The 26,688-nt window shown below is 57.4% G+C and carries 23 protein-coding genes; 11 read left to right on the plus strand and 12 right to left on the minus strand.

Annotated elements, in window-relative coordinates; all coding sequences use genetic code 11:
- On the minus strand, window positions 1-2,346 hold the full coding sequence (locus CKALI_RS00415; protein ID WP_156191428.1) for an FtsX-like permease family protein: 2,346 nt from the start codon (window positions 2,344-2,346) through the stop codon (window positions 1-3).
- Window positions 2,347-2,526: 180 nt separating this feature from the next.
- Here CKALI_RS00415 and CKALI_RS00420 point away from each other — a divergent pair, with 180 nt between their 5' ends.
- The 4 genes from CKALI_RS00420 to CKALI_RS00435 are packed head-to-tail and all read left to right on the plus strand — an operon-like array spanning window position 2,527 to window position 9,009.
- Entirely contained in the window at window positions 2,527-3,999 is a 1,473-nt protein-coding gene (locus CKALI_RS00420) for a DUF3375 domain-containing protein (RefSeq protein WP_156191429.1), read from the plus strand.
- The gene (locus CKALI_RS00425; RefSeq protein ID WP_156191430.1) at window positions 4,000-4,587 is read left to right on the plus strand and encodes a DUF4194 domain-containing protein; all 588 of its coding nucleotides are present in this window, start codon (window positions 4,000-4,002) and stop codon (window positions 4,585-4,587) included.
- On the plus strand, window positions 4,584-7,928 hold the full coding sequence (locus CKALI_RS00430) for an ATP-binding protein (protein WP_156191431.1): 3,345 nt from the start codon (window positions 4,584-4,586) through the stop codon (window positions 7,926-7,928). Before CKALI_RS00425 ends, CKALI_RS00430 begins: the two co-directional genes overlap by 4 nt.
- Window positions 7,915-9,009: a Wadjet anti-phage system protein JetD domain-containing protein gene (locus CKALI_RS00435; RefSeq protein ID WP_156193603.1), complete on the plus strand. Its 1,095-nt coding sequence runs from the start codon at window positions 7,915-7,917 to the stop codon at window positions 9,007-9,009. Before CKALI_RS00430 ends, CKALI_RS00435 begins: the two co-directional genes overlap by 14 nt.
- Here CKALI_RS00435 and CKALI_RS00440 read toward each other — a convergent pair.
- From CKALI_RS00440 to CKALI_RS00460, 5 genes are all read right to left on the minus strand, one after another.
- Window positions 9,006-9,452, minus strand: a complete 447-nt coding sequence (locus tag CKALI_RS00440; RefSeq protein ID WP_156191432.1) for a protein-export chaperone SecB — start codon at window positions 9,450-9,452, stop codon at window positions 9,006-9,008. The genes CKALI_RS00435 and CKALI_RS00440 overlap by 4 nt on opposite strands.
- 11 nt (window positions 9,453-9,463) lie before the next feature.
- The gene (locus CKALI_RS00445) at window positions 9,464-9,904 is read right to left on the minus strand and encodes a helix-turn-helix domain-containing protein (RefSeq protein ID WP_231580487.1); all 441 of its coding nucleotides are present in this window, start codon (window positions 9,902-9,904) and stop codon (window positions 9,464-9,466) included.
- Between the two features lie 141 nt (window positions 9,905-10,045).
- Window positions 10,046-10,399 carry a type II toxin-antitoxin system RelE/ParE family toxin gene (locus tag CKALI_RS12345; RefSeq protein ID WP_156191433.1) on the minus strand — a complete coding sequence of 118 codons (354 nt, stop codon included), beginning with the start codon at window positions 10,397-10,399 and terminating at the stop codon, window positions 10,046-10,048.
- 171 nt (window positions 10,400-10,570) lie between these two features.
- Window positions 10,571-11,563, minus strand: a complete 993-nt coding sequence (locus CKALI_RS00455) for an App1 family protein (protein ID WP_156191434.1) — start codon at window positions 11,561-11,563, stop codon at window positions 10,571-10,573.
- Window positions 11,564-11,670: 107 nt separating this feature from the next.
- Window positions 11,671-12,606, minus strand: a complete 936-nt coding sequence (locus CKALI_RS00460; protein ID WP_156191435.1) for a GlxA family transcriptional regulator — start codon at window positions 12,604-12,606, stop codon at window positions 11,671-11,673.
- Between the two features lie 104 nt (window positions 12,607-12,710).
- Between CKALI_RS00460 and CKALI_RS00465 the strand changes: the two genes are divergently transcribed.
- Both CKALI_RS00465 and CKALI_RS00470 read left to right on the plus strand, forming a co-directional pair.
- Entirely contained in the window at window positions 12,711-14,210 is a 1,500-nt protein-coding gene (locus CKALI_RS00465) for an acetyl-CoA hydrolase/transferase family protein (RefSeq protein WP_156191436.1), read from the plus strand.
- A 126-nt stretch (window positions 14,211-14,336) separates the two neighbouring features.
- Window positions 14,337-15,761, plus strand: a complete 1,425-nt coding sequence (locus tag CKALI_RS00470) for a cytochrome P450 (RefSeq protein WP_231580488.1) — start codon at window positions 14,337-14,339, stop codon at window positions 15,759-15,761.
- Here CKALI_RS00470 and CKALI_RS00475 read toward each other — a convergent pair.
- From CKALI_RS00475 to CKALI_RS00485, 3 genes are read right to left on the minus strand one after another with little or no spacing between them, the layout of a single operon-like run.
- Window positions 15,758-17,113, minus strand: coding sequence for an L-aspartate oxidase (locus CKALI_RS00475; protein ID WP_156191437.1), 1,356 nt, complete (start codon window positions 17,111-17,113; stop codon window positions 15,758-15,760). The two genes, CKALI_RS00470 and CKALI_RS00475, sit on opposite strands and share 4 nt — an antisense overlap.
- Window positions 17,114-17,143: 30 nt before the next feature.
- Complete coding sequence (locus CKALI_RS00480; RefSeq protein WP_156191438.1) at window positions 17,144-17,914, minus strand: CoA transferase; 771 nt, start codon at window positions 17,912-17,914, stop codon at window positions 17,144-17,146.
- 13 nt (window positions 17,915-17,927) lie between these two features.
- On the minus strand, window positions 17,928-18,335 hold the full coding sequence (locus tag CKALI_RS00485; RefSeq protein ID WP_156191439.1) for a hypothetical protein: 408 nt from the start codon (window positions 18,333-18,335) through the stop codon (window positions 17,928-17,930).
- Here CKALI_RS00485 and CKALI_RS00490 point away from each other — a divergent pair, their 5' ends adjacent.
- Window positions 18,336-18,932 (plus strand): flavin reductase family protein, encoded by a 597-nt coding sequence (locus CKALI_RS00490; RefSeq protein ID WP_231580489.1) that lies wholly within the window; start codon window positions 18,336-18,338, stop codon window positions 18,930-18,932.
- Window positions 18,933-19,184: 252 nt separating this feature from the next.
- Window positions 19,185-20,156 (plus strand): hypothetical protein, encoded by a 972-nt coding sequence (locus tag CKALI_RS00495; RefSeq protein WP_156191441.1) that lies wholly within the window; start codon window positions 19,185-19,187, stop codon window positions 20,154-20,156.
- Between the two features lie 111 nt (window positions 20,157-20,267).
- On the opposite strand, the gene CKALI_RS00500 is transcribed toward CKALI_RS00495, so the two are convergent.
- Together CKALI_RS00500 and CKALI_RS00505 are read right to left on the minus strand one after the other, a co-directional pair.
- Window positions 20,268-21,188 (minus strand): hypothetical protein, encoded by a 921-nt coding sequence (locus CKALI_RS00500; RefSeq protein ID WP_156191442.1) that lies wholly within the window; start codon window positions 21,186-21,188, stop codon window positions 20,268-20,270.
- Window positions 21,189-21,197: 9 nt separating this feature from the next.
- A complete protein-coding gene (locus tag CKALI_RS00505; protein WP_156191443.1) occupies window positions 21,198-21,830 on the minus strand; it encodes an MOSC domain-containing protein in 633 nt (210 codons plus the stop codon).
- Window positions 21,831-21,850: 20 nt separating this feature from the next.
- Between CKALI_RS00505 and CKALI_RS00510 the strand changes: the two genes are divergently transcribed.
- On the plus strand, window positions 21,851-22,297 hold the full coding sequence (locus CKALI_RS00510; protein WP_156191444.1) for a MauE/DoxX family redox-associated membrane protein: 447 nt from the start codon (window positions 21,851-21,853) through the stop codon (window positions 22,295-22,297).
- A 167-nt stretch (window positions 22,298-22,464) separates the two neighbouring features.
- On the opposite strand, the gene CKALI_RS00515 is transcribed toward CKALI_RS00510, so the two are convergent.
- Window positions 22,465-23,403, minus strand: coding sequence for an LLM class flavin-dependent oxidoreductase (locus CKALI_RS00515; RefSeq protein WP_156191445.1), 939 nt, complete (start codon window positions 23,401-23,403; stop codon window positions 22,465-22,467).
- 185 nt (window positions 23,404-23,588) lie between these two features.
- On the opposite strand from CKALI_RS00515, the gene CKALI_RS00520 reads away from it, so the two are divergent.
- Window positions 23,589-24,275, plus strand: coding sequence for an ABC transporter ATP-binding protein (locus CKALI_RS00520; protein ID WP_156191446.1), 687 nt, complete (start codon window positions 23,589-23,591; stop codon window positions 24,273-24,275).
- Window positions 24,272-26,548 carry an ABC transporter permease gene (locus CKALI_RS00525; protein WP_156191447.1) on the plus strand — a complete coding sequence of 759 codons (2,277 nt, stop codon included), beginning with the start codon at window positions 24,272-24,274 and terminating at the stop codon, window positions 26,546-26,548. The genes CKALI_RS00520 and CKALI_RS00525 overlap by 4 nt, the downstream gene beginning before the upstream one ends.
- Window positions 26,549-26,688: the final 140 nt, after the last annotated feature.

Below are 26,688 nucleotides of genomic sequence, written 5' to 3' on the forward strand. Positions count from 1 at the left end.
TTAGGCGCGTAGCCACAGGCTCGGCGCGAGACGACGAATCGGGGTGGTTGCCAGCAGCACAGCGAGCGCACCAACACCCAGCAAGGAAAGTGGGATGGCCAGGTAATTCAGCCAAACATTCGGGAACAGCACGATCTCCCGCATGCCGACGCCCGTTGCGCCGAGCACCCCGGAGACCAGCGCGGAGCCGCCCAGACCCATCAGCAGCAGACCCAGCGCTACGCCCAGCAACGCCAGGCCCATCGCCTTGATGAACACCTGCCCGGTCAGCTCGCCGACGCTAAAGCCCAGCACGTTGAGCAGTCCCATGCGGCGCCGCTCGCGGGCGATGCGCACACCGAGGAAAAGAACCGTGATCAGGGCGATCGTGGCGAGCGCCGTGAGCCAGGAGATGAGGGTGGCCCAGCCGAAGGCTGCCGTGGCGAAGGTGAGGGTTTGGTCGGCGAAGTCCTCGTAGCGCACCGCGTTGATGTCCGGGTAGGCCGATTCCATCTGGCTGGCGATGGCGCTAGCGTCTTCAGCCGAGCGCAAGTCGACGAAGATCGACCAGCGGTGGGCGTCCTCGGGGACCGCTCCGCCGAGCCGGGCGGTGAATCCGCCGCCGGTAATGTCCTGGTAGATGCCGACCACCGGGAATTCGTGCACCGTGCCGTCGGAGCTGGTCAGCGGCAGTACATCGCCCACCTTTTTGCCGTACTTCTCGGCGTTGAGCAGCGAGAGCGCCAATTCGCCATCGCGCGGTGCCACGCCATCGGTGAAGGCGATGGTGGTGTCGCTGTGGTTTCCTACATCCACCTGCAGCGTATCCACGCCTTTCTCCCCGGGCGTCGTGTACAGCGCTCTCGCTATCGGGCTTAACTTTTCTACCCGCGGATCCGTGCTGAGGTCCCGCAGGATCCCTTCGTAGGCGCCTTTAGCGGTGTCGGCGTCCGCTGTGTTTGGGCTGATCAGCCACAGATCGGCTTGCTCCACGCCAAGGTATCCCGACACTTTCGGGTTACCGAACGTCGATTGGAGGTTCGCGGGCAGGACAATCAGAACCGTAGCCAACAAGAATGCGACCGGGAGCAGGATCCATTGGGCACGCTCCTTGACGACGTCAATAGCCGCCAACCGCCAGTTGAGGGCGCCGCCGCGCACATTCCTCAACGGCATTGCTTTCTTCAGCTTGGAAGGTGTCGCCTGGCCGTGCACCAACGCGGTGACAACATGCACTTTCCGCAGGCGCCCAAGCATGATCCGGCACAACACAATCACGAATCCGGCCACTGCGAGGATGGCCAGAAGCGGTACTAGGAATGTCCACACTGTGACTGGGGCTGCCCCAAACATGGTACTAAACCGGCTGGTCAGCGGGCCTAGGGTGCTGGCAGCGAAAACGGCACCCAAGACACAGCCGATGGCCACCAGCGCCTGATATCGCAGCAGGAACAGCTGAGCGATGTGTCGATGGGACAGGCCGATGGCCTTCAGCACGCCCACCTGGTGGATTTGGTGCTCCAGGGTGCCGCCGATGACGAAACGCACTGCCAGCAGGGCGATCGCCATGAGGACCAGGGAAGCGAACATGAATGCCAGAGCCACCGTCCCTGAGGACAGCATCGAGATCAGCTTCAACAGTTTGTGAGTGATCGCCTGTCCGTTGCGTGGCAATGCCTCGGTTGCTTCGTAGGCCTGCTGGAGGGCGGCCACATCCTTGTCCGGATCATTGACCCGATATTCCACGATGATTTCCGGCTGTCCGCCTGCCGCAGCCAGGCGATCCAATTCGGATTCGTGGACCAGGAAGCGGGTGGAGCCGGCCATGGTGGAGACCATTTGGCCGTCGCGAAGAAAGCCCTTGACGGTAAGCGGCAGACCCGCCACCGTGAGGGTATCGCCGACCTTGATGGGGTATTGGTCCTGGTAGAGCAGCGGAACATACACCTCGCCGGGGCCAGGCTGGGCGGGCTGCTCGGTGGTTGGATCGATGAGGAAATCGAACTCGGTGTTTTGGGAGACAAAGAGGTTGTCGATCACAGACTTGGAGAGGTCCCCGCCTGGGTAGGCGATGAGTGCAGAATCGAAGCCGACCATGTCCTCGATCAGCCAGTCCGTGACTTCCGGCCTGCTGGAAGCGAAATCCTCCAGAGCCTGGGCGTCATAGTCGCCGTAGTGCATCTGGAGGAAGTGGGGAGGTTTCGTGTTTTCGCCGAGCGTGTCCACCGAACTGGACAGGCGTTCAAAGGTGCCCGCGCCGACAGCCATGAGGGCGCAACACAGGGTGAGCAGCACGGTGAGGGCGATCGCGACACCCTTGTGGGACTTCAGGTCGCCCTTGAGGTATCGCCAGGTGAAGGAGTTCATGGTGGACCACTTCTTGCTGGACTAGGAGGAGCTCTTAACTTCTAGCCTATTGCCTAAACCTGGCTTTGAATACACCAATCATTAGTGATCTTTGTTGCTTTCAGGTGCCGGAATTTGCTGTGCGAACTAACGTTCCAATCTAAGGAGAAGTTGACTTCCACCCTTGCTAGCTTTAATCATATGAACCGCTTGACTCCGATCGCGGATACGATCATGATGGTGCGCCTGGCTGATTCGACACCCGCGTGGGCGATGCTTCGTGCGACTACGGCCCCGGCAATCGTGTCGATCCTTGGTGCAGTTTTTAGGGGAGACAACCGGCAAATCTCGGGCACGGAATTGATCATGGCAGTGGAACCGATGCTGATTGATATCCGAGAACAAACTGGCTTGGAGCTGCCGAAGTCAGCAACCGCTTACGTCAACGACTGGGTGAAAGCTGGCTATCTGATTCGCCGAAGTCCGCAAGGCACGCGTGAAGAATTCTACGAACTGTCCACGGATGCGCACATCGCAATCGAGTATGTGCAGCAGCTGGTGAATCCGCAACGTTCCGTCACCCGATCCCGTCTAGGCACACTTCAAACGAGTTTGCTCGAGCTCGCAGCAGACACAGACCCAGATGAGGCAACAGCAATTCGGAGGCTGGAGGAGCAACGAGACAAGCTGCAGGATCGCATTGATCAGATCAGGATGACCGGTGCAGAAACTATCACTGATGAAGAGGCAGTGGAGCGTGCTCGCGAGATCCTCGCCCTGGTCAGTGACCTTCCTGCCGATTTCTCCCGTGTGCGCAGCGACATTGAAGAAGTCGATCGCAAGCTGCGCGAGTCCATCGTGGAGGAGGAACTGCATGCTGGTGAGGTACTGGATAACGTATTTCGTGGCGTAGATTTGATCACCGATTCCGAAGCAGGCAAAGCTTTCAACGGCTTTTATGAAGTGTTTCTCGATCAGGAACAATCCCTACAGTTCGATGCGACCCTAGAAGCAGTGATGTCACGTGGCTTCGTGGAGCAGCTCAGCGTGGTTGAACGCACTGAACTCCGCGAACTCATGGACACGCTGGATACTTCTTCCGGGCAAGTTCATGAATCGATGACGGGACTATCCCGGTCTCTGCGCCGCTTTGTCCAGTCCCGCGAAGCCGAATCCCAGCAAGCGCTCACGAAGGCGATCAACAATGCACAACAACTAGCCCTCAGATTGGCGCAGAGCGGTAATGAAGTTCGCAGCGCAACCGGCGTCGAGCTAGAACTCACAACGAGGCAACCTCGGTCACTCTCCACCTGGGTACTGCACAACCCAGGGGATTATCGCATCGAAGGCGAAATAAAGCTGAATGAACCAGGAGAAATTGATCTGGAGGCAATGCGGCAACGGATCAGGGAATCAGAGATCGACTGGGTAGAACTGAATGAGGCGATTGACCTGGCAGTAGAGAGGGAAGGGAGTGCGTCGATAAGCGACGTGCTGCGAATCCATCCTGCGACGCAGGGTCTAGCCAGCATCGTTGGCCTCATCAAACTCGCGCACCAACGCGGGACCCGGTCGGATGGCACCGAACTGCTCACCTGGGATGCACCAAGCGGGAAGAAACTACAAGCAAGATACGCGAAATTTGAGTTCACGACCCAGAATGGACACAGATAAATGGACAACAAACTATACGACGCAGACACCGGCACTCTCACAGGTACACAACGACGTGCCCTGGCTGAACTCATTCGTGGGCCCTACATTTCAAACCTCAACAAACCTGAGGTGTTTCAGACTGTCTCTGCTTCTCGGGAACTCCTAGCCCAACAGCTCGACAACCTCTTCCTCACACTAATTGTTGATGACAATGCCGGCGTTGCATACGTTAAAGCCTGGGACGAAAATGTTGCTGACCAGCGCGCATTGCTGCGGACCATGTCACTGACATTTATGGACACGGTTGTGATCCTGCATCTACGCCGCGAACTGGTAACCACCAACCCCAACGAACGCACCATTGTGGACGAAGGCGAAGTTTTTGAAGCGACCCTGCCATACCAAGGCGCCGCAGGAACTGATCACAGCGCTAGGCGCAAGAAATTCGATGCCGCATGGAACAAGATGAAGAACAACTCTATCGTGATCAAAACCCCAACAGACGGTCGATTTGAAGTCTCCCCGGTGCTCCGCATCATTTTTTCGGCCGAAGAAATCGCCACAGTTACTGAAGCCTTTGAAAAACTCCTCGAGGAGCACGCATGATCACCGGACAATTCCGCCTCGAAACAATCCAGGTACACAACTGGGGCACCTTCGACGGCTTACACAGCGTGGAAGTAGCGCGCGCCGGGTACCTCATTACCGGCCCGTCTGGCTCTGGCAAGTCGACGCTTATCGACGCCGTATCCACGATCCTGGTGCCACCAGCCAAACTCAAATTCAATGCTGCCGCAGATGCTGGTGCTAGCTCCGGACGCGATCTCGTCACATATTGCCGAGGGGCTTGGCGCCGCGAACACTCCGGAGAAGCCGATGAGCTTACCCGCTCCTATTTGCGCGCAGGTGCTACCTGGTCAGGAGTGTTGCTGCGTTACTCAGACGGCGCAGGCAACACGGTGAGTGCATGTCGGCTCATGTACCTATCCTCAAAGGCCTACGCCAATCAGGACATTGTGAACCTCTTTCTGATCCTGCCGAGGGAAGCTGACCTGCAAGAATTTGAGCAACTCGCGGTGGACGGCCTCAACATCACCACGGCAAAGAAGCAATTCGTCGAAGCGCTGTCAGTGCAGCGTCAACATCCTCCCTTTGTTGCTGCTTTACGACGCCAACTAGGCATCGCTGACGAGGGCGCACTGGAGCTACTGCATCGCACTCAATCAGCAAAGACTTTAGGGGATCTGAACTACCTGATGCGAAACTTCATGCTGCCGGTACCGGAGACGTTTAGCATTGCGCGCCAAGCAGTGGAGAACTTCACCGAACTCCAGACGGCATACGCCACAGTGGTGAATGCTCGGGAGCAAATCGATCATTTGGCCCCTGTTCGAAATGCGGCACTAGAACTTGAGAAGATTGCTGCTCAAATGGACGAATTGGCGGCAGACAAAGAGGGCTTGCCTGCCTTTGTGTACGGCCGAAAGCAGTCGTTCGCCCAAGCGGAACTAGAGCAATTCCAGTCTGAACTAACCGCCGTTGAAGCGGTGCACACAGCTCTCAGCGCTAAGATTATCGACCTAAATTCGGAGCGAGAGCGCATTTCCACTCTCATTCATGGTGAAGAGAGCTCGGGTTTGGTAGCAGCAACAGCAGAACGCGATAAGGCTGCGGAACAGCTACAGAGGACGAGACGTGCGGAAAACGACTTTGCCATACGTTTGGCAGATATTGCCGCCACAATGCCGGGTTCGGTGGAAGAGTTCGCGAACCTCAGATTGCAGCTTGAGCAGGATTTGATCGAGGTAGCTGCACGAAGCGATAAGGACCAAAGCCGACTGGAAGCTGTGATAGGTGACCTGCGTGAACTGCAAAACAATCGGAATGCCCGGACAACGGAAATGCAGGCGATTCGCAAGTTCCAATCCACCATGGACTCGCGACTGCTCAACGCTCGAGCATTAATCGCAGAAATCACCGGGATTCGGGAGAAAGACCTACCTTTCGTTGCAGATCTCATCAGTATCAGCTCAGATCACTTGCACTGGCAGGGAGCTGCAGAACGCGTTATGGGCGGTTTTGCCCGAAAATTGCTGGTGCCGGAAGAACACTACTCGCTGGTATCGGCGGCAGTTAACGAAAATCACCTCAGCGCAAAGTTGCAGTACGTTCGGTTCAACAACCAACTGGAAAACAGCAAGCCATCATCCTTTGTCCCAGGGACACTAGGTACCAAGATCGAGGTGAAATCTGGGAAATACCATGACTGGATTCAATCTCAACTGTCCGTACAGTTCGACTTTGAATGCTGCGAGACGATGGAACAATTCCGCGCCTCTCGGCGCGCCATCACAGTGCACGGCCAAGTGAAATACTCGGCGACTGAGCACGTGAAAGATGATCGCTCCCGCATCGATGATCGTTCGCGGTGGGTATTGTCCGGGAATCTGGATGACAAGTATGAAGAACTGCAAAGCATTATCGCAGGTCTAAAGCGTGACATTGCGTTGAAAGAAATGGACCGCGATCGCATCAAGTCTGGGTTAGTCCAGGCCACGAGTCGGTCTACGACGGTCCAGCGTCTGCTGGAAACCATGGATTTTGCTGTCATTGATGTGCTCTCGGCCCAGGTTGCCCTTGATGCGGCTCAGCGAATCGTTGATGAACTCACCGACGGAAACCAAGAACTGGCGTTGCTCAAGAAGCAGCAGAGCAAGAATGGGGCAGCTCTGGAAGTGGCGAAAACTAAACTGGAACGCAATCTCCAGGACAATGGTCGCATACAAGAGAGCATTGATCGAGCTGAAAAGCTACTCGAGGATGCCACTAGCCGACTCGCAGCAAACCCTACGCCAAGCGAGACAGTTGAAGCTCGCCTAGACCAACGTTGCATGGCTATCGATCGTTCCATTCGACAAGACAACATTGACCGGCTGCATAGCGTCGTCATGGATGAGCTCAGCGCTGAACTCAACTCGCTGCACAACCGGAGGAACCGGCAAGAGGGCAACATGGTGAACGCCATGCAGCGGTACCTTGACAAATGGCCGCAGCGCAGGGGTGACCTCACAGCTGAGTTCACCTGGCAAGGGGACTTCCTCACCGAGCTAGAGCGCCTAGAATCTGATGATCTGCCGCGCTTCGAACAGCGATTCCGTGAGATGCTCCAGGAGCAAACTAACAAGCATTTGGGGCGTTTGCGTCGTCTGATTCGAGACGCCGCCTCAAAGACACGAAACTCCATTCAAATGATCAACGACTCTCTCGCCGCAGTGGACTTCTATCCGGGAACTCATCTACAAATTGAAGTCCGAGATGCCCAACCGGCTATCGCCCGAGACTTCGTAGCGCTGCTTGACGACGCTCTTGAAGGCATCCTCACCGAGCCTGATGTTGATGAAAGCGAACGTCGCTTTCACAAGCTCAAGGTATTGATTGAAGCTGTGGAGCCCTCGGATAAGACCACGTCAAGGGAGCGCCGCCTGCGTCTCGATACGCGTGAGCACGTCAAATTCCTTGGTGTCGAATATGGTGCCGATGGAGTTCGCGGCGCGGTGTATGACTCTGCGGAGGGGCTGTCGGGCGGTCAAGCACAGAAACTGTCGTCGTTCTGCCTGGCGGCTGCCTTGCGTTACCGGCTCACAGGAATGGGGCTACCTGCATCACAGGCGAAGAAATCGATCGTCGAAGACAGTGAAAATGTATATCCAAAGTATGGCACGATCATTCTTGATGAGGCCTTCGACCGGGCCGATGCCGAATTCACTCGTGCCGCGATGGATGCCTTCGGGCGCTTCGGATTCCACATGATCCTGGCAACTCCCGAAAAGCTCCTGCAGACGGTGCAGGATTACATCGGAGGTGTCCTGATGGTCGAGTGTCCGGACCGAAAGCGTTCGCGTACCAGTGCCCTGACGATTCTGGAAGTGCGTGATGAAAACACCTAGGGACGTCGAAAAGCGAGCGGCAACATTTTACAGCCGCAACCATCGTGCCTGGTTGAGTGGTACCTTTGCGCCGTTGACGATCGGTCTGCAGCCACCGAGTGGCCGGACTGCGGAACTTGACGACGGCAAAGCCACGAAAGCCTGGCTGCAAGAATGGTCACGCAGTGCGATTCCTCTGCAACGACAGCACCGGAAACTGAGCTATTTAGGTGTTTATGAGGTTCCGGTTCGAGTGGTGCTTGATCAGCCAGAAACTGCGGCAGAAGTCGCAGGGAAAGCAAAACACTGGAAGAGAATCAACCAACTGCTTGATTACTTTGTTGAAGCATTGGGAGAGCCAGTACGGGCGAAACTAGTAGAAAAACTCTCAGCCTGGCAAGGTTGGAGTGACTTTACTGCAGAGCAATTCATTGCTGTGGTGAAATGGCTGCGGACACACGACGCCAGCGAGTATTACATCCGTGAACTTCCGATCTACGGAGTTGATACCAAGTGGATCGAGGCCCATCGCGGCGTTGTCTCTGCGGTGGTTGAGAACATGGAATTCCGTGAAAAGCCTGATTTGGTGGAGATGAGAAGCCTGGATCAAAGGCTATTGCTGCACGGACTGTCACACTTGCGTTGCAGACTGAGCGAGATTGGTGATCTTCCGGGCCAACGGGTTGTCCTAGTAGAAAACCACGTCACTTTTCTGGCGTTGCCACCTATGTCTGGGACAATTGCAATTTATGGGGCTGGGTTGCACGCACATTCGATCGTGGGGCGTATGCCTCAGTTGAAGGAAAAACAGGTTATGTACTGGGGAGACATTGACACTCATGGTTTCTACATTCTTGAACTGGTGCGCCGACATCTCCCTAATGCCACGTCGATCTTGATGGACGTTGACACAGCTCGATTACATGAGGCTTTGGCCGTGGCAGAACCACTGCCGAGCAGGTTTCAGCCCGAACTCCTCACTCCAGGTGAGCTGCAAACGCTCGCCTATATTCGAGAACGATCCGCAGTTGGCTCCTTGCGCATCGAGCAGGAACGGATCGTGTTTGACCGAGTAGTCGATGCTTTTGAGAACCAGGTTTAACGCTTTAAGAAATCAAGCGTCAACGTGGGCAATCCCATCCGTGTCGTGGCATCCGAAACGAACTCACGAGCGTACGGATACACAGCAAACACCCCGGTAGTATTGGCGAAGGCTTCGAGCTCTTCATCTGTCCAGTCCACAGGCTGTTGCATTTCGAAGACGGTAGTAAAAGTACAGGAAATCGTGGCGATGCGCTGAATCTCTTCATCTTCAGGTTTCGAAATGGACACGTCAAAACGTGCCAAGAGCGCGACAATGTCTTTGTTCTCGGTGCTATTGGCCTCGAGCTCGATTTTTAGTTCGACACCCAGCTCTTGTCCGGGTGCCGGAACCTCCAAGGCTTCGGTCTGTGAGGCCGTGAGGCGCAAATCTCTGAGACTAGCGGCACCTGCAACTTTGGCCGCGCGGATCCGTAAATCTTCAGAGTTCGACGATGTGACCATGAGATGACTCCTTAAGCGACAGAGCCAAAGTATTGGGTTTGTCGTCTGTTGGCAGTACCAGCTGACAGGTCTTCTTGAATGGCGGAGACGTGAAAAGTGGTGTTCACGCGAGTATATGGAGACACGAGGGTTGTCACATTAGTCGTTGCAACGTTTGAATGTGGCGCATCCAAAATGATTCTCATCCTTGCGCCGACGGCACGCGCGTATCGCTGCAGCGTGGAAAAGTAGGGATCAGTTTCACCACGTTCGAAGTCGGAAACAGCTGACTGTGTGGTCTTCATTGTCTTGGCGACTTCGGTTTGGCTTAGCTTGGCGGACTTGCGCATTGCTCGAAAGTTTGCGGCTAGTTTCGCACGAAATTCGGCATCATCGAATGCAGCTTGGAAATCTGGGTCGGCGAAGAACTCGTCAAAGTCCGCATCGATATCCATGGTGCGTTTTTCGTTCACTGTTTCCTCCCCTAATTGTATCGGTTAAAGCCGATAGTTCCTCTTAAATCTAGCGCTTGAATAGAAAAACTTCAAGGCGCAACCTAGCTTTGCTTACCGATAAGCCATTCACCTAGCTTTGCTTACCGATAAGCCATTCACCTAGCTTTGCTTACCGATAAGCCATTCTTTGTATCTTTGCTGAGCTTTCTTGAGCTCCTTCGCAGGAGTCTTGTTTTGGTTTTTGAAGAAGCATGACAAAATTATGAAGTGAACGTCACTGTCTTGCACCACTGTGGCTCGGTAATGATTACCGCGAACTTGTGCACGAATTTCATAGATTTTTCCGTCAAGATGTCTGAGATCCGTCAGTCCAATTTCTGATCTCTGAAGCTTCCGAATTTGCTGCAAGAGAGCTGCTTGGCCCTCTATCTCTAGCGATTGAAATTCCCGCTTGGAAATAGGTTCCCGTTCCCCACCCGGAGCGAACCACCGGATTTGATTGCGAAACCCCATCGAGTTCCCCCAACATTCGAGATTCTGTGACTACCCACTCCAACAAACTCTACCCAAGGCCACAGCCGTCAAGTAGTTATGCTGCAAGCTGCGCCTTGGGCGCCGCTGTTGAAACTTGAATCAGCTGAGAGGGCCGCATTAGTCAAGTGCATTTTGCCAATTAGGGCATCGTTACATCGCTGGAATCTGCTTGATCAGCTCGAATCCATCCTCACCCTCGATCCACGGAACCGGGCGGAAGGAGGTGCCGGATTCGATCGGGGTGGCGGTGCCGTGAGCCAGGACATGCTCGCCTGGGGTGAGCTGGCGGATAGCCACGAAGGTGACGCGGTCCGGGTGCTCGGCGACGAAGTTGCCATAGGTGAGCGGGTCATGCTGGCCGTCGTCGCCGACGAGGATCCAGTGGATGTCCGGGAAGTCGATGACGAGGTTCCTGAGTTGGATCTTCTTGTGTTCCTGGCCGGAGCGGAACATACCGGTGGGGGTTGGGCCCCAGTCCGTGAGCAACATTGGCCCACGAGGGAAGTCGTGTTCCGTCATGAAGCTATCCAGGGCCGGGAAGGTGTTCCAGGCGCCGGTGGAGAGGTAGAACACGGGCATGTCCTGGCCAAACTTCTGGCGAAGCTCGCCATAGAACTCCGACATTCCTGGCACGGCCTTACGTGCGTTAGTACGCAGGAACCAGGAGTTGTAGGCCGCGATGAGGGCGCGGGGGAGCATGGTGACCATGACGGTGTCATCAATGTCGGAAATCAGGCCATATTTGGTGCCTCGCTCGAGCACTAACACGTCCGCAAAGGCAGGCTCACCGCCCTCAACCTCAATGCTGACTTTCTGCCAACCCGGCTCCAACCCATGATCCCGGATGGGCACGTCAATGTAGCCATTGTCATTCGTGCGCGCGTGAACCGTCTGGGAACCGGCGGTAATGGTGACGGGAATGTCCGCCACCTGCACGGTAAAGAACTGGCGGAAACCACGCTGGGCTTCGGTCTTCGGCTCGTCGCCCTGCATGAGGACGCGGGCAAGGACGCGAACGCGATCTGCGTCGCCGTAGCCGTAGTAGCCGGTCACCGCTGGGTGCCAGCCGGCTTCGGTGGCGCGCTTCGTGCCGACCCGGTTGATGGTGTTTTCAAGTTTGCGTGCGATGTCTGAAAGTGCCATGCGTTCCAGGTTAGTGGCCGTGTTCAGTCGATGTGAGCGCGGTAACACAACTGATACGAGATGGTAATGAAACGCGCTAGGAGCTGCTTGTATCCTGCGGAAGCTCTTTAGAATGTGCTGCGGAACCTGGCACGATAGTCACGTGGCGTGATGCCTAGGTGCCTGGCGAAAGCGCGTCGCAGCTTTTCATCCGTGCCAAAACCGGCATCACGCGCAGCGGAGGTAACCGTGGCACCTTCCAGTATGAGCTGTTTAGCCTGATTGAGTCGCATGAGTTCCAGCCAACGCATTGGTGTGGTGCCGAGTTCCTGGTGAAACAGCCGGGTGAGGTGGCGAGCGCTCACACTCGCAGCTGCCGCCATGGAGGTCACCGAATGCTCCTGTGTGAGAGTAGTGGTGACGTGGTCTAAAACTGCGTGCAGAATTTCGCTTTCAACCTGTGGGGTGCGCCTGGCCCCGATGAATTGGGATTGGCCGCCCGGGCGGTGCATGAACACCACCATGTCTTGGGCGATTTCCCGCGCGGCACGTGGCCCGTGATCTTCTTCCACCAGCGAAAGTGCCAGATCGATTCCTGCCGAAATCCCGGCGGACGAGATATAGCGACCGTCGTGGACGTGCAGCACATCCGGCTCTACCAATACGTCCGGATATCTGCGGGCAAGGTCGGCGGTGTTTTTCCAGTGGGTGGTGGCACGTCGACCATTAAGCTCTCCGATTTCCGCCAGGATGAACGCGCCGGTGCACACGCTGGCTATGCGACGCGCACTCGTGGCCAAGATCCGCGCTGCTTCCAGCAATGCGGGGTCAATTGCTGCGTCTGGCAGGGTATCGGAGCCAGCGATGATGAGCGTATCGAGGGCGATTTCGGCGCTAGCGACCTTGGTAGCTGTGAGGGACAGTCCGGACGCGGAGCGAACGTTGCCACCCCGAGGGGAAAACAAGGTCAGCTCGTACCCAGGCGCTCGGCTGAGCACCTCTGCTGGGCCGGATACGTCCAGTAGGGTGACGCCGTCGAAGACGAGGAGACCAATCTGTTTCATGGCAGTCTTTGCTAGTTTTCTGTCTTAAAGGACATGGTTTTAGGTCATGATACCGGTCAGACTGTGGGGAAGCACACTTATTTCCGAGCTTTCAAGGAGCAGACATGTCAGAGCGAATCGGACACCACGGACTGAAATCAAAGGTCATGACGGCTCAGGACGCCGCCCAATTTGTCAGCCATGGCGACAACGTAGGTATCTCCGGGTTTACCGGCGCGGCCTATCCAAAGGCCATGCCAACCGCCATCGCCGAAAAAGCGAAAGCACAGCACCAGGAGGGTAAAGAATTTGCCATCAACCTATTTACTGGTGCCTCCACCGCGCCGGACTGTGATGGCGTACTCGCGGAAGCCAACGCGCTGGCCTACCGCATGCCATACCAATCTGATCCGATCATGCGAAACAGCATTAACGCTGGCGGGATGAACTACCAGGACATTCACCTTTCCCACTCCGCGTTGCAGGTAGAGCAAGGCTTCTTCGGACAGCTGGACGTAGCCATTGTTGAGGTCACCCGCATCACTGAGGAAGGCCACCTTATCCCGTCCTCAGGCGTGGGAAACAACGTGGAGTACCTAGATAACGCGCAGCGGATCATCATTGAGGTCAACGAATGGCAGTCCCTCGACCTTGAGGGCATGGCGGATATTTACCGCATTCCGCGCTTGCCGAACCGAACCGCTATCCCTATCAACAACTCTGGTGACCGGATCGGCACTCCGTACATCGATATTGATGTCAGCAAAGTTGTGGCCGTGGTGGAAACCAATGCCCCAGACCGGAACTCGCCGTTCAAACCGATCGATGAGGTGTCCAAGCAGATCGCCGGGCACTTCCTCGACTTCCTTGAGGGTGAAGTACGTGCCGGGAGACTGGCTTACGACAGGTACATCATGCAGTCGGGCGTCGGCAACGTGCCGAACGCAGTGATGGCGGGCCTGCTGGATTCCAAGTTCGAGAACATTCAGGCCTACACCGAGGTAGTGCAAGACGGCATGATCGACCTCATCGACGCCGAGAAAATGACAGTTGCCTCGGCGACTTCTTTCGCACTATCGCCGGAGTACGCCGAGCGGATGAACAACGAGGCTGCCCGCTACCGCAAATACCTGGTCACGCGCCCGTTGCAGATCTCCAACCACCCGGAGGTGATTCGCCGCGTTGGGCTGATCGCCTCCAACGGAATGATCGAGGCGGACATCTACGGCAATATCAACTCCACCCACGTGGCCGGATCCCGGATCATGAATGGCATTGGAGGCTCCGGTGACTTCACCCGCAACGCCTACATTTCCACCTTCATTTCCCCAAGTGAAGCGAAAAACGGTGCCATTTCAGCGATCGTGCCGTTCGCCTCCCACGTTGACCACACCGAACATGACGCCATGGTGGTCATCACCGAACACGGATTTGCTGACTTGCGCGGGCTCTCCCCGCGGGCCCGCGTCCCGAAGATGATCTCCGTAGCAGCTCCGGAGTACCGGCCGCTGCTGGAGGAATACTTTGCACGAGCCCAAAAGGACTCCGCAGCGCATACCCCGCATGACCTCGCGACGGCGCTGAGTTTCCACAGCAACTTCCTGCAAAACGGCTCCATGAAGTAATTGGTTGTCACGATCCAATAACTCCTGAACCAGGCGTTTTATCGGAATCTGGTGCCCAGCGGTTTTGTTACCTAAATCAGCTCTGGGCACAGGAAATTCTCAGACGGCACCCGCAAGATCGGGACCATGACACACTCCAACGAAGCAAAAGCCAACAACACCGACACCAATACCAGCCCCATGCCACAGAATATTCTCACCACTATTCAGGGCTTCATCGAGGACCTACGCAAGGATCCGCAAGGCACGGTTAAGAACCTGCAGACCACTGCGCAGGGTATTTTCAATGAATCTGGCCTGCTAAAAAATGAGGGCCAGGGACTTGCTGGAGAACAGGCACCATCCTTCATTCAAAATGGCTACTTGTTTGCCGGGAAGATGCGTCGTAAAGCGGGGCTCGCACCGGACAGCAACCAGCCAGTGACCTTCAACCTTCTCGGCACCCCGAGCGTCCTCGTGCGCGGCGCGGAAGGCGTTCGCTACTTCTACGACACCACAAAGGTCAAGCGCGCGGGCGCGATGCCGGCGTTCATTTCCGGCCCGCTGTTCGGCAAGGGTGCCGTGCATGGACTGGATGGTCAGGAGCACCTGGACCGCAAGAACATGATGGTCAACCTCGCCTACGATGACGCGCGCGTCGAGCAGTTCAAGCACCTCGTGGCCGAGGAAACCGAAACGATGCTCAGCAAGTGGGGCGAGCAGGAGGGCAACGTCTACGACGATGCCGCCATCGCCTACGGCCGCGCCGCCTTCCGCTGGGCTGGCATTCCTGTGAGCGACGAGGAAATGGAAGAACGGGCTGCTCAGTGCAGTCGACTGCTCGATACCTTTGGTAGCCCGCTCACCAACATCGTTGCTTGGCGCGAGCGTCGCAGCTTGGACATGTGGTACGAGCAGATCATCGCGAAGGTTCGCTCCGGTGAGATGACCGTAGGGGAAGACTCTGTGGTCGCTCACCTCGCGGCGTCCGACCTGGAAGATCGCACCGCGGGCATCGAGCTGCAGAACCTCACTCGCCCAACCATCGCCGTCTCCCGCTTTGCAGCCTTCGCCGCCGCGGCGCTGGTGGAGAATCAGGAGTGGATCGAGCGCATCCGACATGCTTCGAATGGGCAGCTTATTGATGTTCCAGAGGCCATCGCCTTTGCGCAGGAAATTCGCCGCACCAAGCCATTCGTACCGATGCTGCCAGCTACCGCCATCGTGGACGGCGAGGTCTCCGGCTGCCCGATCAAGAAGGGCCAGCGCGTACTCATCGACATCCTGAACACCAACACCGGCCCCGACTGGGACCGACCAGGCACCTTTGACCCATCGCGCTTCCTCAATGTCGACGGCGAATCCATCGAAACTTTTGTCCCGCAAGGCGGCGGCAATGTCCGTACCGGTCACCGCTGCCCGGGCGAGAAGATTGCCGTCACCGCGCTGTCGGTGGTCGTGGCTGCCCTCTGTCGCCCTGACGTGCGCATTTCCGATGACCAGGAAGACACGACCTTTTCCTGGACGCGCATGCTCACCCGGCCAACCACGGGTGTGCGCGTAAGCCGTTAGCCCCTAGTGTGGCAGCCGAGCGTCTGGGTGCGGCGCAGCGCTGCCAGCGCAATCTGCTTTGCGACGACCACCGCCCCGGCCTCCGGCAGCCCTTCGATCACCTCGAGCGCGGCGATCAGCCCATCGAAAGTGCGGACGAGGCCAACACCCCTGGTCATGGCGTTGCGCAGGATGGTCCATTCGGCATCGCTGAGCTGGGGCCGTTCTTTTGCTTGTCGTCGGGGTTTGCCTTCGAATCCGCCGCTCGCCACATCTTCGGCCACGCGCTTTCCCACCACTAGCCCCTCTAGCAAGGAGTTCGAGGCGAGGCGGTTGGCACCATGCAGTCCCGTGCGACTGCACTCACCAGCGGCATAGAGTCCGGTGATGCCGGTACGGCCATGGGCATCGGCATTGATGCCGCCACAGGTGTAGTGGGCAGCCGGAGCGACCGGCAGCAAGTCCTGCGCAGGATCCAAACCGATGGTGGCAGCGCCTTTGGCTACCGTCGGGAAGCGCCTGGTCACGTCAGGAATGCTGCGGGCATCAAGGAAGGCTTCGCGACCCCAGATCTCGCGGGAGACGACATCGCGCGGGGCGAGGTCATCATCGGTCAAGCGGTTACCGGCGCGATCGACGAGGTGGGCTCCTTCGCCTCGCAAAGCTTCCGTGATCAGCGGTTTTTGGCCGGTGCCCGGGGTATTGAGCACCGTGGGGTGGAACTGGATGAACTCCATGTCTTTGAGGGGCGCACCCGCGTCGAAGGCCAGGGCCATGCCTTCACCCGTCGCGCCGCGCGGGGCGGTGGTTGCCTCATAGAGTTGGCCGCAGCCACCGGTGGCTACCAGCACATTTCGAGCCTGGATGGGGCCGGCGCTGGTGAGGACTCCGGTTGGGGTGATCGCGAGCGCATCTGCCTTCAGAATCTCCGCAGTGCGCGTGGCTGCGATGAGCGCCCGCTCCACCTCGGCACCAGTGGCGTCGCCGTTGGCGTGGATGATGCGCCGCCTGGAGTGCCCGCCTTCGAGCGTGCGGTTGTAGATGCCGTCCGTCTTGTCGAACTCAGCACCGTTGCCAATCAGCCAGGTCACCGCGTCGGCGGCCGCCGCCAGGATGTCTTCGGTGTTCGGGACGTTGTTGTGAAATGCGCCGGCCCGCACCGTGTCCTCGGCGTGCAGCGCGACGGAATCAGCTACTGGTTGATCGGGCAGCCCGACAACCGCCAGGCCACCTTGTGCATAGTGCGTGGTCGCGCCGCGAAAGCCGGGGCCGTGCCGGTCGATAACAACCGCAGAAATCCCCAGCTCCTGGGCGCGCCGGGTAGCAGACAAACCGGCGACGCCACCGCCGATAATGGCAAGGTCGTACTCCATAGGAAAACCGTACGCCTTGGAGTGGGCTCTCTAGAAGCTTGTCCCACGAACAGGGGAGATCGGCACATCTGCTTCCCGCGCCCAAGCGACCAATTCCTCCACCGTCTTCGATGGGATTTCTGCCAACATGTTGCCCATTCGCTCGGCAAAGTGCGGCTCTAGCGCCGCGACGGCCACCCACCCGTCTTTTGCCTGGTAGAGCCCGTAGTTTTCGATGCCACCGTTCAGCAGCCCGCCGGGTGCGGTGACGCCGTATCGATAGGGAGCCGCCATCTCTTGAGCTGCTTGCTTCAAACCAATGCGCATGTGGCCGCCACCTTGCAGCAGCAACAGTAGCGCCGCCGAGACCGCTTCGGATGCGCCCATGATGTCGCCGACCAGGATCTTCGGCATGTGCGGTGGGGTGAGTGTGCCAGCTTCGGCCTGGTAGGTGAGGTCATGTCCGGCATACTCCGGGTTCTCCACGTCTCCGACAATCTCCACGTGCCCGACGCTGTCCGGCACAGCAACTCCCATGCGCGCCAATGCGGAGGGGCGGTGGGACGTGATGAGCAGTTGGGCGTCGTCGAGCAAACCGGCCAGGGCGGCTTGGTCTGCGGCGGTTTTGAGGTCGAGCGTGCGCTTCTCGACGCCTTCCCCCAGGTCCCGGTACCATTCTGGCGCAAGATACTGCAGTGGGTCGCCGGTTGGGGGTTCGATCGAGATGACGCGGGCACCCATCGAAGCGAGCTTCGCCGCAGCCCAGGGGCCTGGCAGGTTGACGGCAAGGTTAATGACGGCGATGTTCTTCAGAGACTCCATAATGTGAGTCTAGTCACTCATTGGAAAGTGCGAGGCTAGAAAATTGATCGAATCCTAGCAGTGCGACGAAGCTGATCAGGGCGACGAGTTTCCAGTGCCGAGGGCGTCGTTGCGGTAGCTCAACACCGGTGCTCGCCATGGCCTGCGGCCCCAAAACCGCTGCGTACTGCACGTGTTCGGACTGGGCTTTCAGGAAAGTCTGCCAGGCCTGCTTGTCTTTGCGATTGCAATACAGCCACCAAATTCCCGGCAGGCCGAGCCACAGTCCGAGGTAAATGCAGGCGAGGGTGTCGTAGATGTTCTCGAAGAGAGTGAGCGGTGAACAGGCCAAGAAGAAACCGCCGACGAGGGCCGATGCCCACGACAGCATGTACTTCCACCAGGGTTCGCGTCCGATCTCCACGCCCCTATTATGGCTCATATGTATCACTTCTACGAGCCCACCGGCGAAATCGGCCTGCCTTACTCCCCAGTCAACGCGATCATCGCGCCGCGCCCGATCGGCTGGATCAGTTCGCTGTCCGCGTCTGGCGAAGCGAATCTAGCGCCCTATAGCTACTTCAATGTCTTCAACCGCCGCCCGCCGATCATCGGATTCTCCTCCATGGGGTACAAGGATTCCGTACGAAACATCGAGGCCACCGGCGAATTCGTGTGGAACCTCGTCGACGAATCCCTCGCCGACGCGATGAACGCCACCTCCGCGCCGGTCCCGGGCGACGAGTTCGAGGTTGCGGGCCTATCCAAGCGCGCCGGGCGTATCGTCTCCGCCCCGCTTGTCGACGCCGCTAAAGTCAATTTCGAGTGCCGACTCTCTCAAATCGTGCAGCTCACCACAGCATCGGGTACTTCTCTGGACACCTGGCTGATCCTCGGTGAAGTAGTCGGCGTGCATATTAGAGAGGATTTGCTGGTCGACGGGCTATTCGACACTTCCGCTGCGCAACCGATTGCCCGGGCCGGTGGCCCAGCAACCTACTTTAAGATCGGCCCTTCGTTTGAAATGCCGGGGCCTTAGGGGTTTTTGCACATGCCCGCGCATTCCAGCTACATGGAACCAGCTATTGGGAGTAGTAGATTCGATACTTTAGGTATTTTGGCGAAATATCACGAGTGCTGCACCCAATAGCTGGTTCCACATAGCAGGTTTCCGAGGATTCGGGTCGCGCAATGCCTCCAAATCACAGCTGTCTGTGGAGGGATCGAGTTATCCACAAGCAGTTCTTGGGGCTAAGCCAAGTAAAGGGGCAATTTCGTTAGATTTCGTGCCATGAAATTCGGCAAGAAGTCAGTCAGAAAACTCGTGCTCAAGATTCATCCGAGCCCTATTACGCTGTTCGACCATCGTTCCAAGAATCTGGATGACTATGCCTTTTGGCATGAGTTGAACACCAAGCGGAAGACCCAGGTCTACGGCCATTTTTATGCGAACGCCGACCAGTTCCATTCGCTCCCGCCTTGGGAAAAGAGCCGAGTGCGCGCCCTGGCCTGTGGTTTGTCGGCGCATTCTGCGGTGGTGGTGTCGCTGGCCGCTGCTCGACTGTGGGGCATGGATACCTTGGCCATGTATTCCTTTCCGGAGCTGTCTCCCTTCGCAGGAAAGCCTGCGCCTTCCCGGAGCCAGTGGGCAAAGACCTGTACTTATAGGTACGCCAAGCTGCCCGCTTCATCCGTCGTCGCATTCAAGAACCTGCGGGTAGCAACTCCGGAGCGTGCGGTCATTGATACTGCTCGATGGCATAGTTTTGCGGAGGCTCTTACGGTAGCTGACCATTATTTGACGGCAGTCCCACACAAGAAAAAGCTGTGGGCTGAGCTGGATAAAATTGGTCGTGCGAAAGGTTCTGCGCGGGCTCGCCGAATGATTAAGGAAGCCCGTTTTGGCATTGATTCCGCTGCCGAGTCGTGGGCCCGCGCCCAGATCTTGGATTCCGATTTGCCGTACAACAAGCTCGAAACCCAGCGCGAAGTGTATGCGAAAGGGGAGAAGTTTTACCTCGACATCGTGTTGGATGATTTCCTCGTTATCGAAGTGGACGGCCGCAAGAAATATCAAGGCGACGAGGACGAAATCCATCGCATTTCAGCTGACGAGCTGCAGCGCGAGAAGCAGATCAAGAACAAAGGCTATGAGGTCGTCCGCTGCGATTGGGCCATGTTGCGTGATGATCAACTGATCCCCACCCTCCGAGAGATCTATAGCAGGCCTTCTCGACGCCCCTCCCGCCTCAATTTCAGCTAGGTGGAACCAGCTATTCGGAGCATCACAAGTGATACATGGCCGAAAATTAGGAAGCTAGCAAAAGCTCTACTCCCAATAGCTGGTTCCATGTAGCCGGAATTGCCTAGCGACCTACCCCTTGCGACGCAGCAAGGAGGTAACTAGTCCCACCAGCAACAGCAAAACCAGCACGCCACCGACTGCATACAGGCCGTACTTCTTAGTAGAAGATTCGGTGGATACGGTTGCAGGCTGGCTCGGGCTCTTCGCTGGATCGGTCGGCGTTACCGCAGGTACCGCGGAGTCGGTGAGCGTGACAATCGCGATCGCAGCGCCGTCCTTCACCGCTTCCATGATGAACGGGTTATCCGGGGTCGCGCCCTCAGGGTAGGTGAGGGTCAGGGTGCGAGATCCCTTATCGATCTCCCGCTTCACACCCTTGATTTCATTGCCGTTGACATCCAGGTAGCGCAGCTTTACGCCGTCGGTGGAGGTGCTGCCGAATCGGTTGTACAGGTTGATCGCCTGGGAAAGGCTGAGCTTGGCCACGATCTTGTTGCCCTCAATGGTCGCGTTGAGGTGGATCTGTTCAGCTTCAGCGCGATTGGGTTCCGAAGAGGATGAACCCGAAGGGGCTGCAACAGAAGAAGGAGCTGTAGGGGCCGAAGAGATGCCAGGAGCCCCAGCACCAGCACCTGGAGCAACAGATTCCAAAATATCAGCAGGAACATCTGTCGGAACTTCGGCACCTTCTTCGGCGATCAGCGTGACGGTGGCGTTGTAGCCTTGCGCGGACACTGGCACGGTGACGCTGCCGGAGGCTGGCGCGGTCACGGTGACGGCCGAGCCTGCGGAGGCGACGCTCCATCCGCCACCGCTGTAGTTGGCGGTGACAGGGATACCGAGGTCGATGGTGGTGGTTTGTCCGGCCGGTACGGAGTAGGGGCCGCCGACCATGGATTGGATGTCGACACCCGGTGGCAGCACCTGCCCGTAAGCAGGCGCAATGGTGAGTGCAGAGGCTGTGACAAGACAAGCGAGGAGTCGGCGCATGGAAATAATCTAACCTAATCGACGCCGATAGCGCTCTAAGTACATCTCCGGCAGCGCCGCATGCTCCACAATTCGTTGCATCTGGGGCACGGATCCCATGGCGGCTTGGAAAGCATCGCCCATGGTGATGCCGTGCTCGGGAGCGGGGCCACATGACAGAACGGAGCCAGGGGTAATGACACCAGGGGTGATGACGCGGAAGTAGGCGCCGACGTGGCCTCGGGCAGCGAAGGTCTTGGTCCAGCCCTGCACATCGAGCCAGGAGGCGAAGGTGCGGCACGGGGTGCGGGGGACCGACACCTCTAGCGAAGCGGTGCCAACGGAAACGCGCTGGCCCAGCACCAGGTCACCCAAAACAATGCCAACTGTGGTGAGGTTCTCGCCGAAGTGGCCGTCGGGGAAGGCGTCGTTAAGCAATGAGCCCCAATAATCGAGCTCTTCGCGTTCGTAGGCGTAGACGGCTTTGTTGGCGCCGCCGTGGTGGGCGGAGTCGCCGATGAAGTCGCCGAGCACGCCGGAGCCGTCGCCGTAGTTCGGGCCGGGGGCGCGCACTTCGAGGGAGGGGACGGGTTGCTTGGAGATTCCCGTGATGCGGCCGGGAGTTGGCCGGGCGAGGTTTGTCGACTTCACGATCGCAGTCATACCTGCAATATACTGCGCCCATGACAAAAGTCCTCGACATTATTTCCGCCATCGCCCGTTTTTATATGGCGTATGTGTGGATCCACGCGGGCATCGCGAAGCTGGGCAAGCACATGGAGATGACGCAGGCCATCACCGCGTACAAGATTTTCACCCAGGAGTGGTCCTCGTACCTGGCGCAGCTGATCGGCCCGCTGGAGATCGCTGGCGGCGTCCTGCTGCTGCTCGGCCTGTTCCTGCGCGCCTCGTCCAAGGTCGGCGCGGTGGTGCTGGTGCTGTTCATGATCGGTATCGGGCAGGCGTGGGCGCGCGGCCTGGCCATCGACTGTGGGTGCTTCAATGTGACGGGCCTCAACGACGCCCAGACCATGGATTACATCAAGACGCTGCTGCGAGACGCGGGCTACCTCATCCTCACGATCTGGACGATTCGCCGGCCGTTTAAGAAGTTCGCGGTGTACGCGTAAGGGGCTGGTTCCCTTGCCGGATTTCGGCTACATGGAACCAGCTATTGGGAGTAGTAACTCTGCTAGTCGGGGGGAAATCGACAGTTAGCGAACTCTCTACTCCCAATAGCTGGTTCTACCTAGCTGGAATGCGTGCGCGAAGCACGCATGCTGGACATCAATAGGCGCTACCCGCGACGCAGGCGCGGCAGCACTTCTTCGCCGTAGAGGCGGATGCACTTCAGGGAGTCTTCGTGCTGACTCAGGCCACAGGTGTAGCGCAGGTAGAAGCGGTAGATACCGAGGTGTTCGATGGTTTTGGCCATCTTCTTGGCTACGGTGTCGGGGGAGCCGATATAGAGGGCGCCGGATTCAATTTCGCGCAGGTAGTGGGCGTACTTTTCGTTCTCCGGAATGGTGAGTGCGAAGTTGGCTTTCCACGGTTCGAAATTGATGTCGATGGCATCCTGGTCGGTGTCGGCGACGAAGCCGGGTGCGAGGAAGCCGAGGGGCATGCGACCGGCGCCGAAGCGGCTGTTGGCCGTGTGGTACATGTCTACGAAGGGCTTGCGCTCCAGGGGGTCGCCTTCGTAGACCTGCAGCATCATCGGGATGCGGTAGCTGGCGGCCTGGATGATGGCATCGGATTGGCCGGCGACCTCGATCCAGGTGACGTTGTGGCCGCAGTTGCCGATGAGACGGGACCACTCGGCAAGGTTTTCATTGAACGCAGAGTTGGATTCACCGTGCTTGCCTGCGGCGAAGCGGTCGCGGTCGAGGACGATCTCAATGCGCTCGCCGGTGGAGTCTATGACGCGGTGCAAGTCATCGTGGCGGTCTGGAAGTTCGTCGAACTTGATGTCGCTAATCGACGTGCAGAACAGCAAGCCCTTCGTCCGCTTCGCGAACTCGATGACCAAATCAAAAGGGTTTACTTGCAGTACGTGGCGGGCGAAAGCCTCGTTGACGCCGAAGTAATCGATGCCGACGGCGTCGGCAAGCATCGCCTGCTCGATCATTTCCGCCTGCGGGTCCGGCGCGCACGACGGCACAATGTTGATCCCCGGCAGGCTAAATGTGGCAATACCAAATTGAAGACCTGCGTTGGGGGTGACATCGATTGGCATTCCAGACCCCTAGGCTCAAACGAACACTTAAATACTCTTATAAGGAGTATAACGCCATGATAAAAATCTGGCGCAAATTAATTTGTTAATAACACAGCCTGCTTATCGACGACTACGGCAGCGCACAACGGTAGGCGAAAGGGCACTACACTTGCACGGAAAGTAAAAGGCTATTGAAGGAAGTTATGTCTGAGCCAGTCATCGTTGGTAAAAATCTGACCCAGCATTTTGGGCGGGGAGATGCCAGAGTTCATGCCCTGAAGGACGTAAATGTCCAGATTCCAACGGGACAGTGGACTTCAATAATGGGTCCGTCAGGTTCGGGGAAGACGACGCTGCTGCACACCCTCGCCGGGCTCTCTGTCCCGAGTTCGGGAAGCGTAATCCTCAACTCTCGCGGTTCTCAGATTGACTTGACAAAGCTCAGTGAAAACAAAAGGGCAGCGCTTCGGCGAACTCAGATCGGCGTCATCTTCCAAGATTTCAATCTAGTGCCAGTGCTGAATGTGCAAGACAATATCAAATTGCCAATGCGACTGGCGCACCGTCAGGTTGATAAGGGATGGTATCGGGAGATTGTCAGTCGCCTCGGTCTTGCGGGGCGTATGAAACACTTGCCGCACCAGCTTTCTGGCGGTCAGCGTCAACGTGTCGCCATCGCCCGAGCTTTACTGGCTAAACCGGATATCATTTTCGCCGACGAGCCGACCGGAAACCTGGATTCCGAGGCTGGTGATGCGGTGCTTACCATGTTCCGCCAGCTTGTCGATGACTATGGGCAAACCCTCGCCGTGGTAACCCACGACCCAGCCGCAGCAGAGCGTGGCGATCATCTGATTCAGATGCGCGACGGCAGGGTGGTGTCCGCGTGATTCACCTCGCCATCGGCCAGCTCCGTCGGCGTGGCTGGCGCTACCTATCCCTCTTCTTCGCGGTGTTTGCTGCGGTTGCCCTCTCGGTCGGAACGGCGGCGATCGTCGAGTCGATGCAGGCCACCGTCAACGGGATGTTCGACAAGCCCTATAAAGGCGTGGGCACGGTGGCGCAGGTGCGCTCCTCGGAGCCTATTGACGAGGTATTGGCTGGCATCCCTGTGGAATACGCCTTCGACCAGCAGTTTTCCGCCTCCATTAAACGGGATGGGTCACTGTATGATTCCACTACCGTGCGAAGTCTGGCTGATGGGCCGTTACAGTGGCGCACGATCGCAGAGGGCACGCTCCCACACGGCCCCCGAGAGGTCGTGGTAGTTGACGACACCCCGCTCGGCACCTCTATGGAGCTCAAGGTTCCGGGCTCACCAGAACTACAACAGGTGACCGTGGTTGGGCGGGTGGAGCAGTCCGCACAGGAGCAGCTCATGGGTGCTGGTGGGTTGCTGGCTGATGCCTTAGCTGTGCGGCAGTGGGCGGGGAATGCTGCGATCGGCGAGCTACGTGTGGACAGTGTTTCTTCCGACCAGCTGAAAATGTTGCTTAAGGACGCGGTCTCTGACGTGGTTCCCGCACCTGTTCACACTGCGAAATTGTCGGGGCAGTACCTGTCAGGTCGGGACAACTATTTTTTGCTACTCACGGCTTTCATGATAATTGTCGCGGTGGTGGCAATGCTCGTGATTTTCTCAAGCTACTCGGTAATTGCAGCGGAGCGACAGCGAGAGTATGCGCTGCTACGAGCAATAGGAGCGTCTTCGGGCCAGCTACAAGGTTCCGCGCTAATTGAATCACTTCTACTCGGAAGCTTTGCCGGATTACTAGGTATTCCGGCAGGGCTTAAGGCGGCAAGTTGGGCGGGGGAGCACGCCGACCAGTTGGGCGTGCGATTTGAACTATCCAATGTGACGCTGCGTGGCGAGTGGATGTTGGCGGCCTTAGCCTGCGCAATTTTGGTATGCATAGCTTCTGCCCTTCCTGCCGCGCGTAGTTCTGTCCACCGTCCATTGGTTCAATCGTTGTCTGCGAATTCTCCGCAAGCTTCCCGTTGGGGCCTGATCGGCGCTCTCGTTGTCGGTATGGTGAGCTTGACTGTGGGAGCATTCGGTTGGTCCGAGGTGCCTGGAATTCCGACTCGTCGTGCTTTGGTATTGGCAATCGGGGCCTCGGGAGCGATTGTGCTGGGCGCTATCTGCATTGCGGCCGTGTTCTTACCTTGGGTGACATTCCGACTTTCGCCAATATTCGCTCGTGTGCCCACACTGCATCTGGCCAATGCCTTGGTAGGAAGGCAACGCCTGCGCTCGGGATCACTCGTGGCAATCGTCTTAGCGGGCGTCGCTCTGATCTCCGCAGTATTCAGCGGTCAGCAGCGCATCGGAGAATACTTGGAGCTAAAAGCCTATCAAAAGGGTGCGGTGGATATTGTTGTGCAGCCGGTGGATGGGTCGGCCCGATCACAGCTCCTTGACGCCCTCAACAACGCCCCACACGTGGAGGCCGTTACGAAACCTCCGCTTGCTCAGATATCAATCGGCGAGCTAACTGATGCTGCCCTAGGGCTTTCAGTAGAGGGCGGTCGCGGCATTGTCCGCGGTCAGATTACCGGTGCGGGGCCAGGTGAGGTCGTGCTTGGTCAAAACTCCATACTTCGAGCGTCAGTCAAGAGTGGCGCGTTGGTTACGATGAAAGTACAAGGGGAGCCTCATCAACTCCGCGTAGTGTTGTCCGACAGTTTTGAAAACTACATTGACCCTGCCTTGCTTGAACAGCACACCGAGCGTCTCTCTGCACCGAAGCAACTAATTCTGGCCAAGATTGACGATCAAACGGCGCGAGACCTAAGCGACACCCAGTTGAATGCACTCAGGAGTGCTGCTGGATCAACAGACCAAGAAGTAATTTTCAAAGAAGCGTTCACGGCCCGAGAGAAAATAGCAGATACTGCTGATCGGATATATACGCTAACGCTCTTGCTCAGTTCAATTGCCCTCTTGATCGCAGGGATCGGGATAAGCAATACCGTCGTGCTCATGGTTCGTGAGCGAGTCCGTGACTTCGCGATACTCTCGGCGGTGGGTATCAGCTCCAGTGGCCGCCGTGCCATCGTGATGGTCGAGTTGGTTTCGCTCCTTCTACCAGTAACAATCTTTGCAGCACCTATAGGTTGGATGCTGGGATTTCACATCGTCGAAGTACTCATCGCCTCGTAATGGCTTTTAGGCCTCGAGGCGGAGACGTCACTAGTAACTCCCAAATAAAAGAATCCAATGTAGTATTGGTTAGGCGACAGTTGTGGGATTTTGGCACGCCAAAATCAGTTGAATAATGTGAATGGCAGATTGAAAGGAGC

Origin of the sequence: Corynebacterium kalinowskii (genome assembly GCF_009734385.1) — a bacterium.
Taxonomy (GTDB): domain Bacteria; phylum Actinomycetota; class Actinomycetes; order Mycobacteriales; family Mycobacteriaceae; genus Corynebacterium; species Corynebacterium kalinowskii.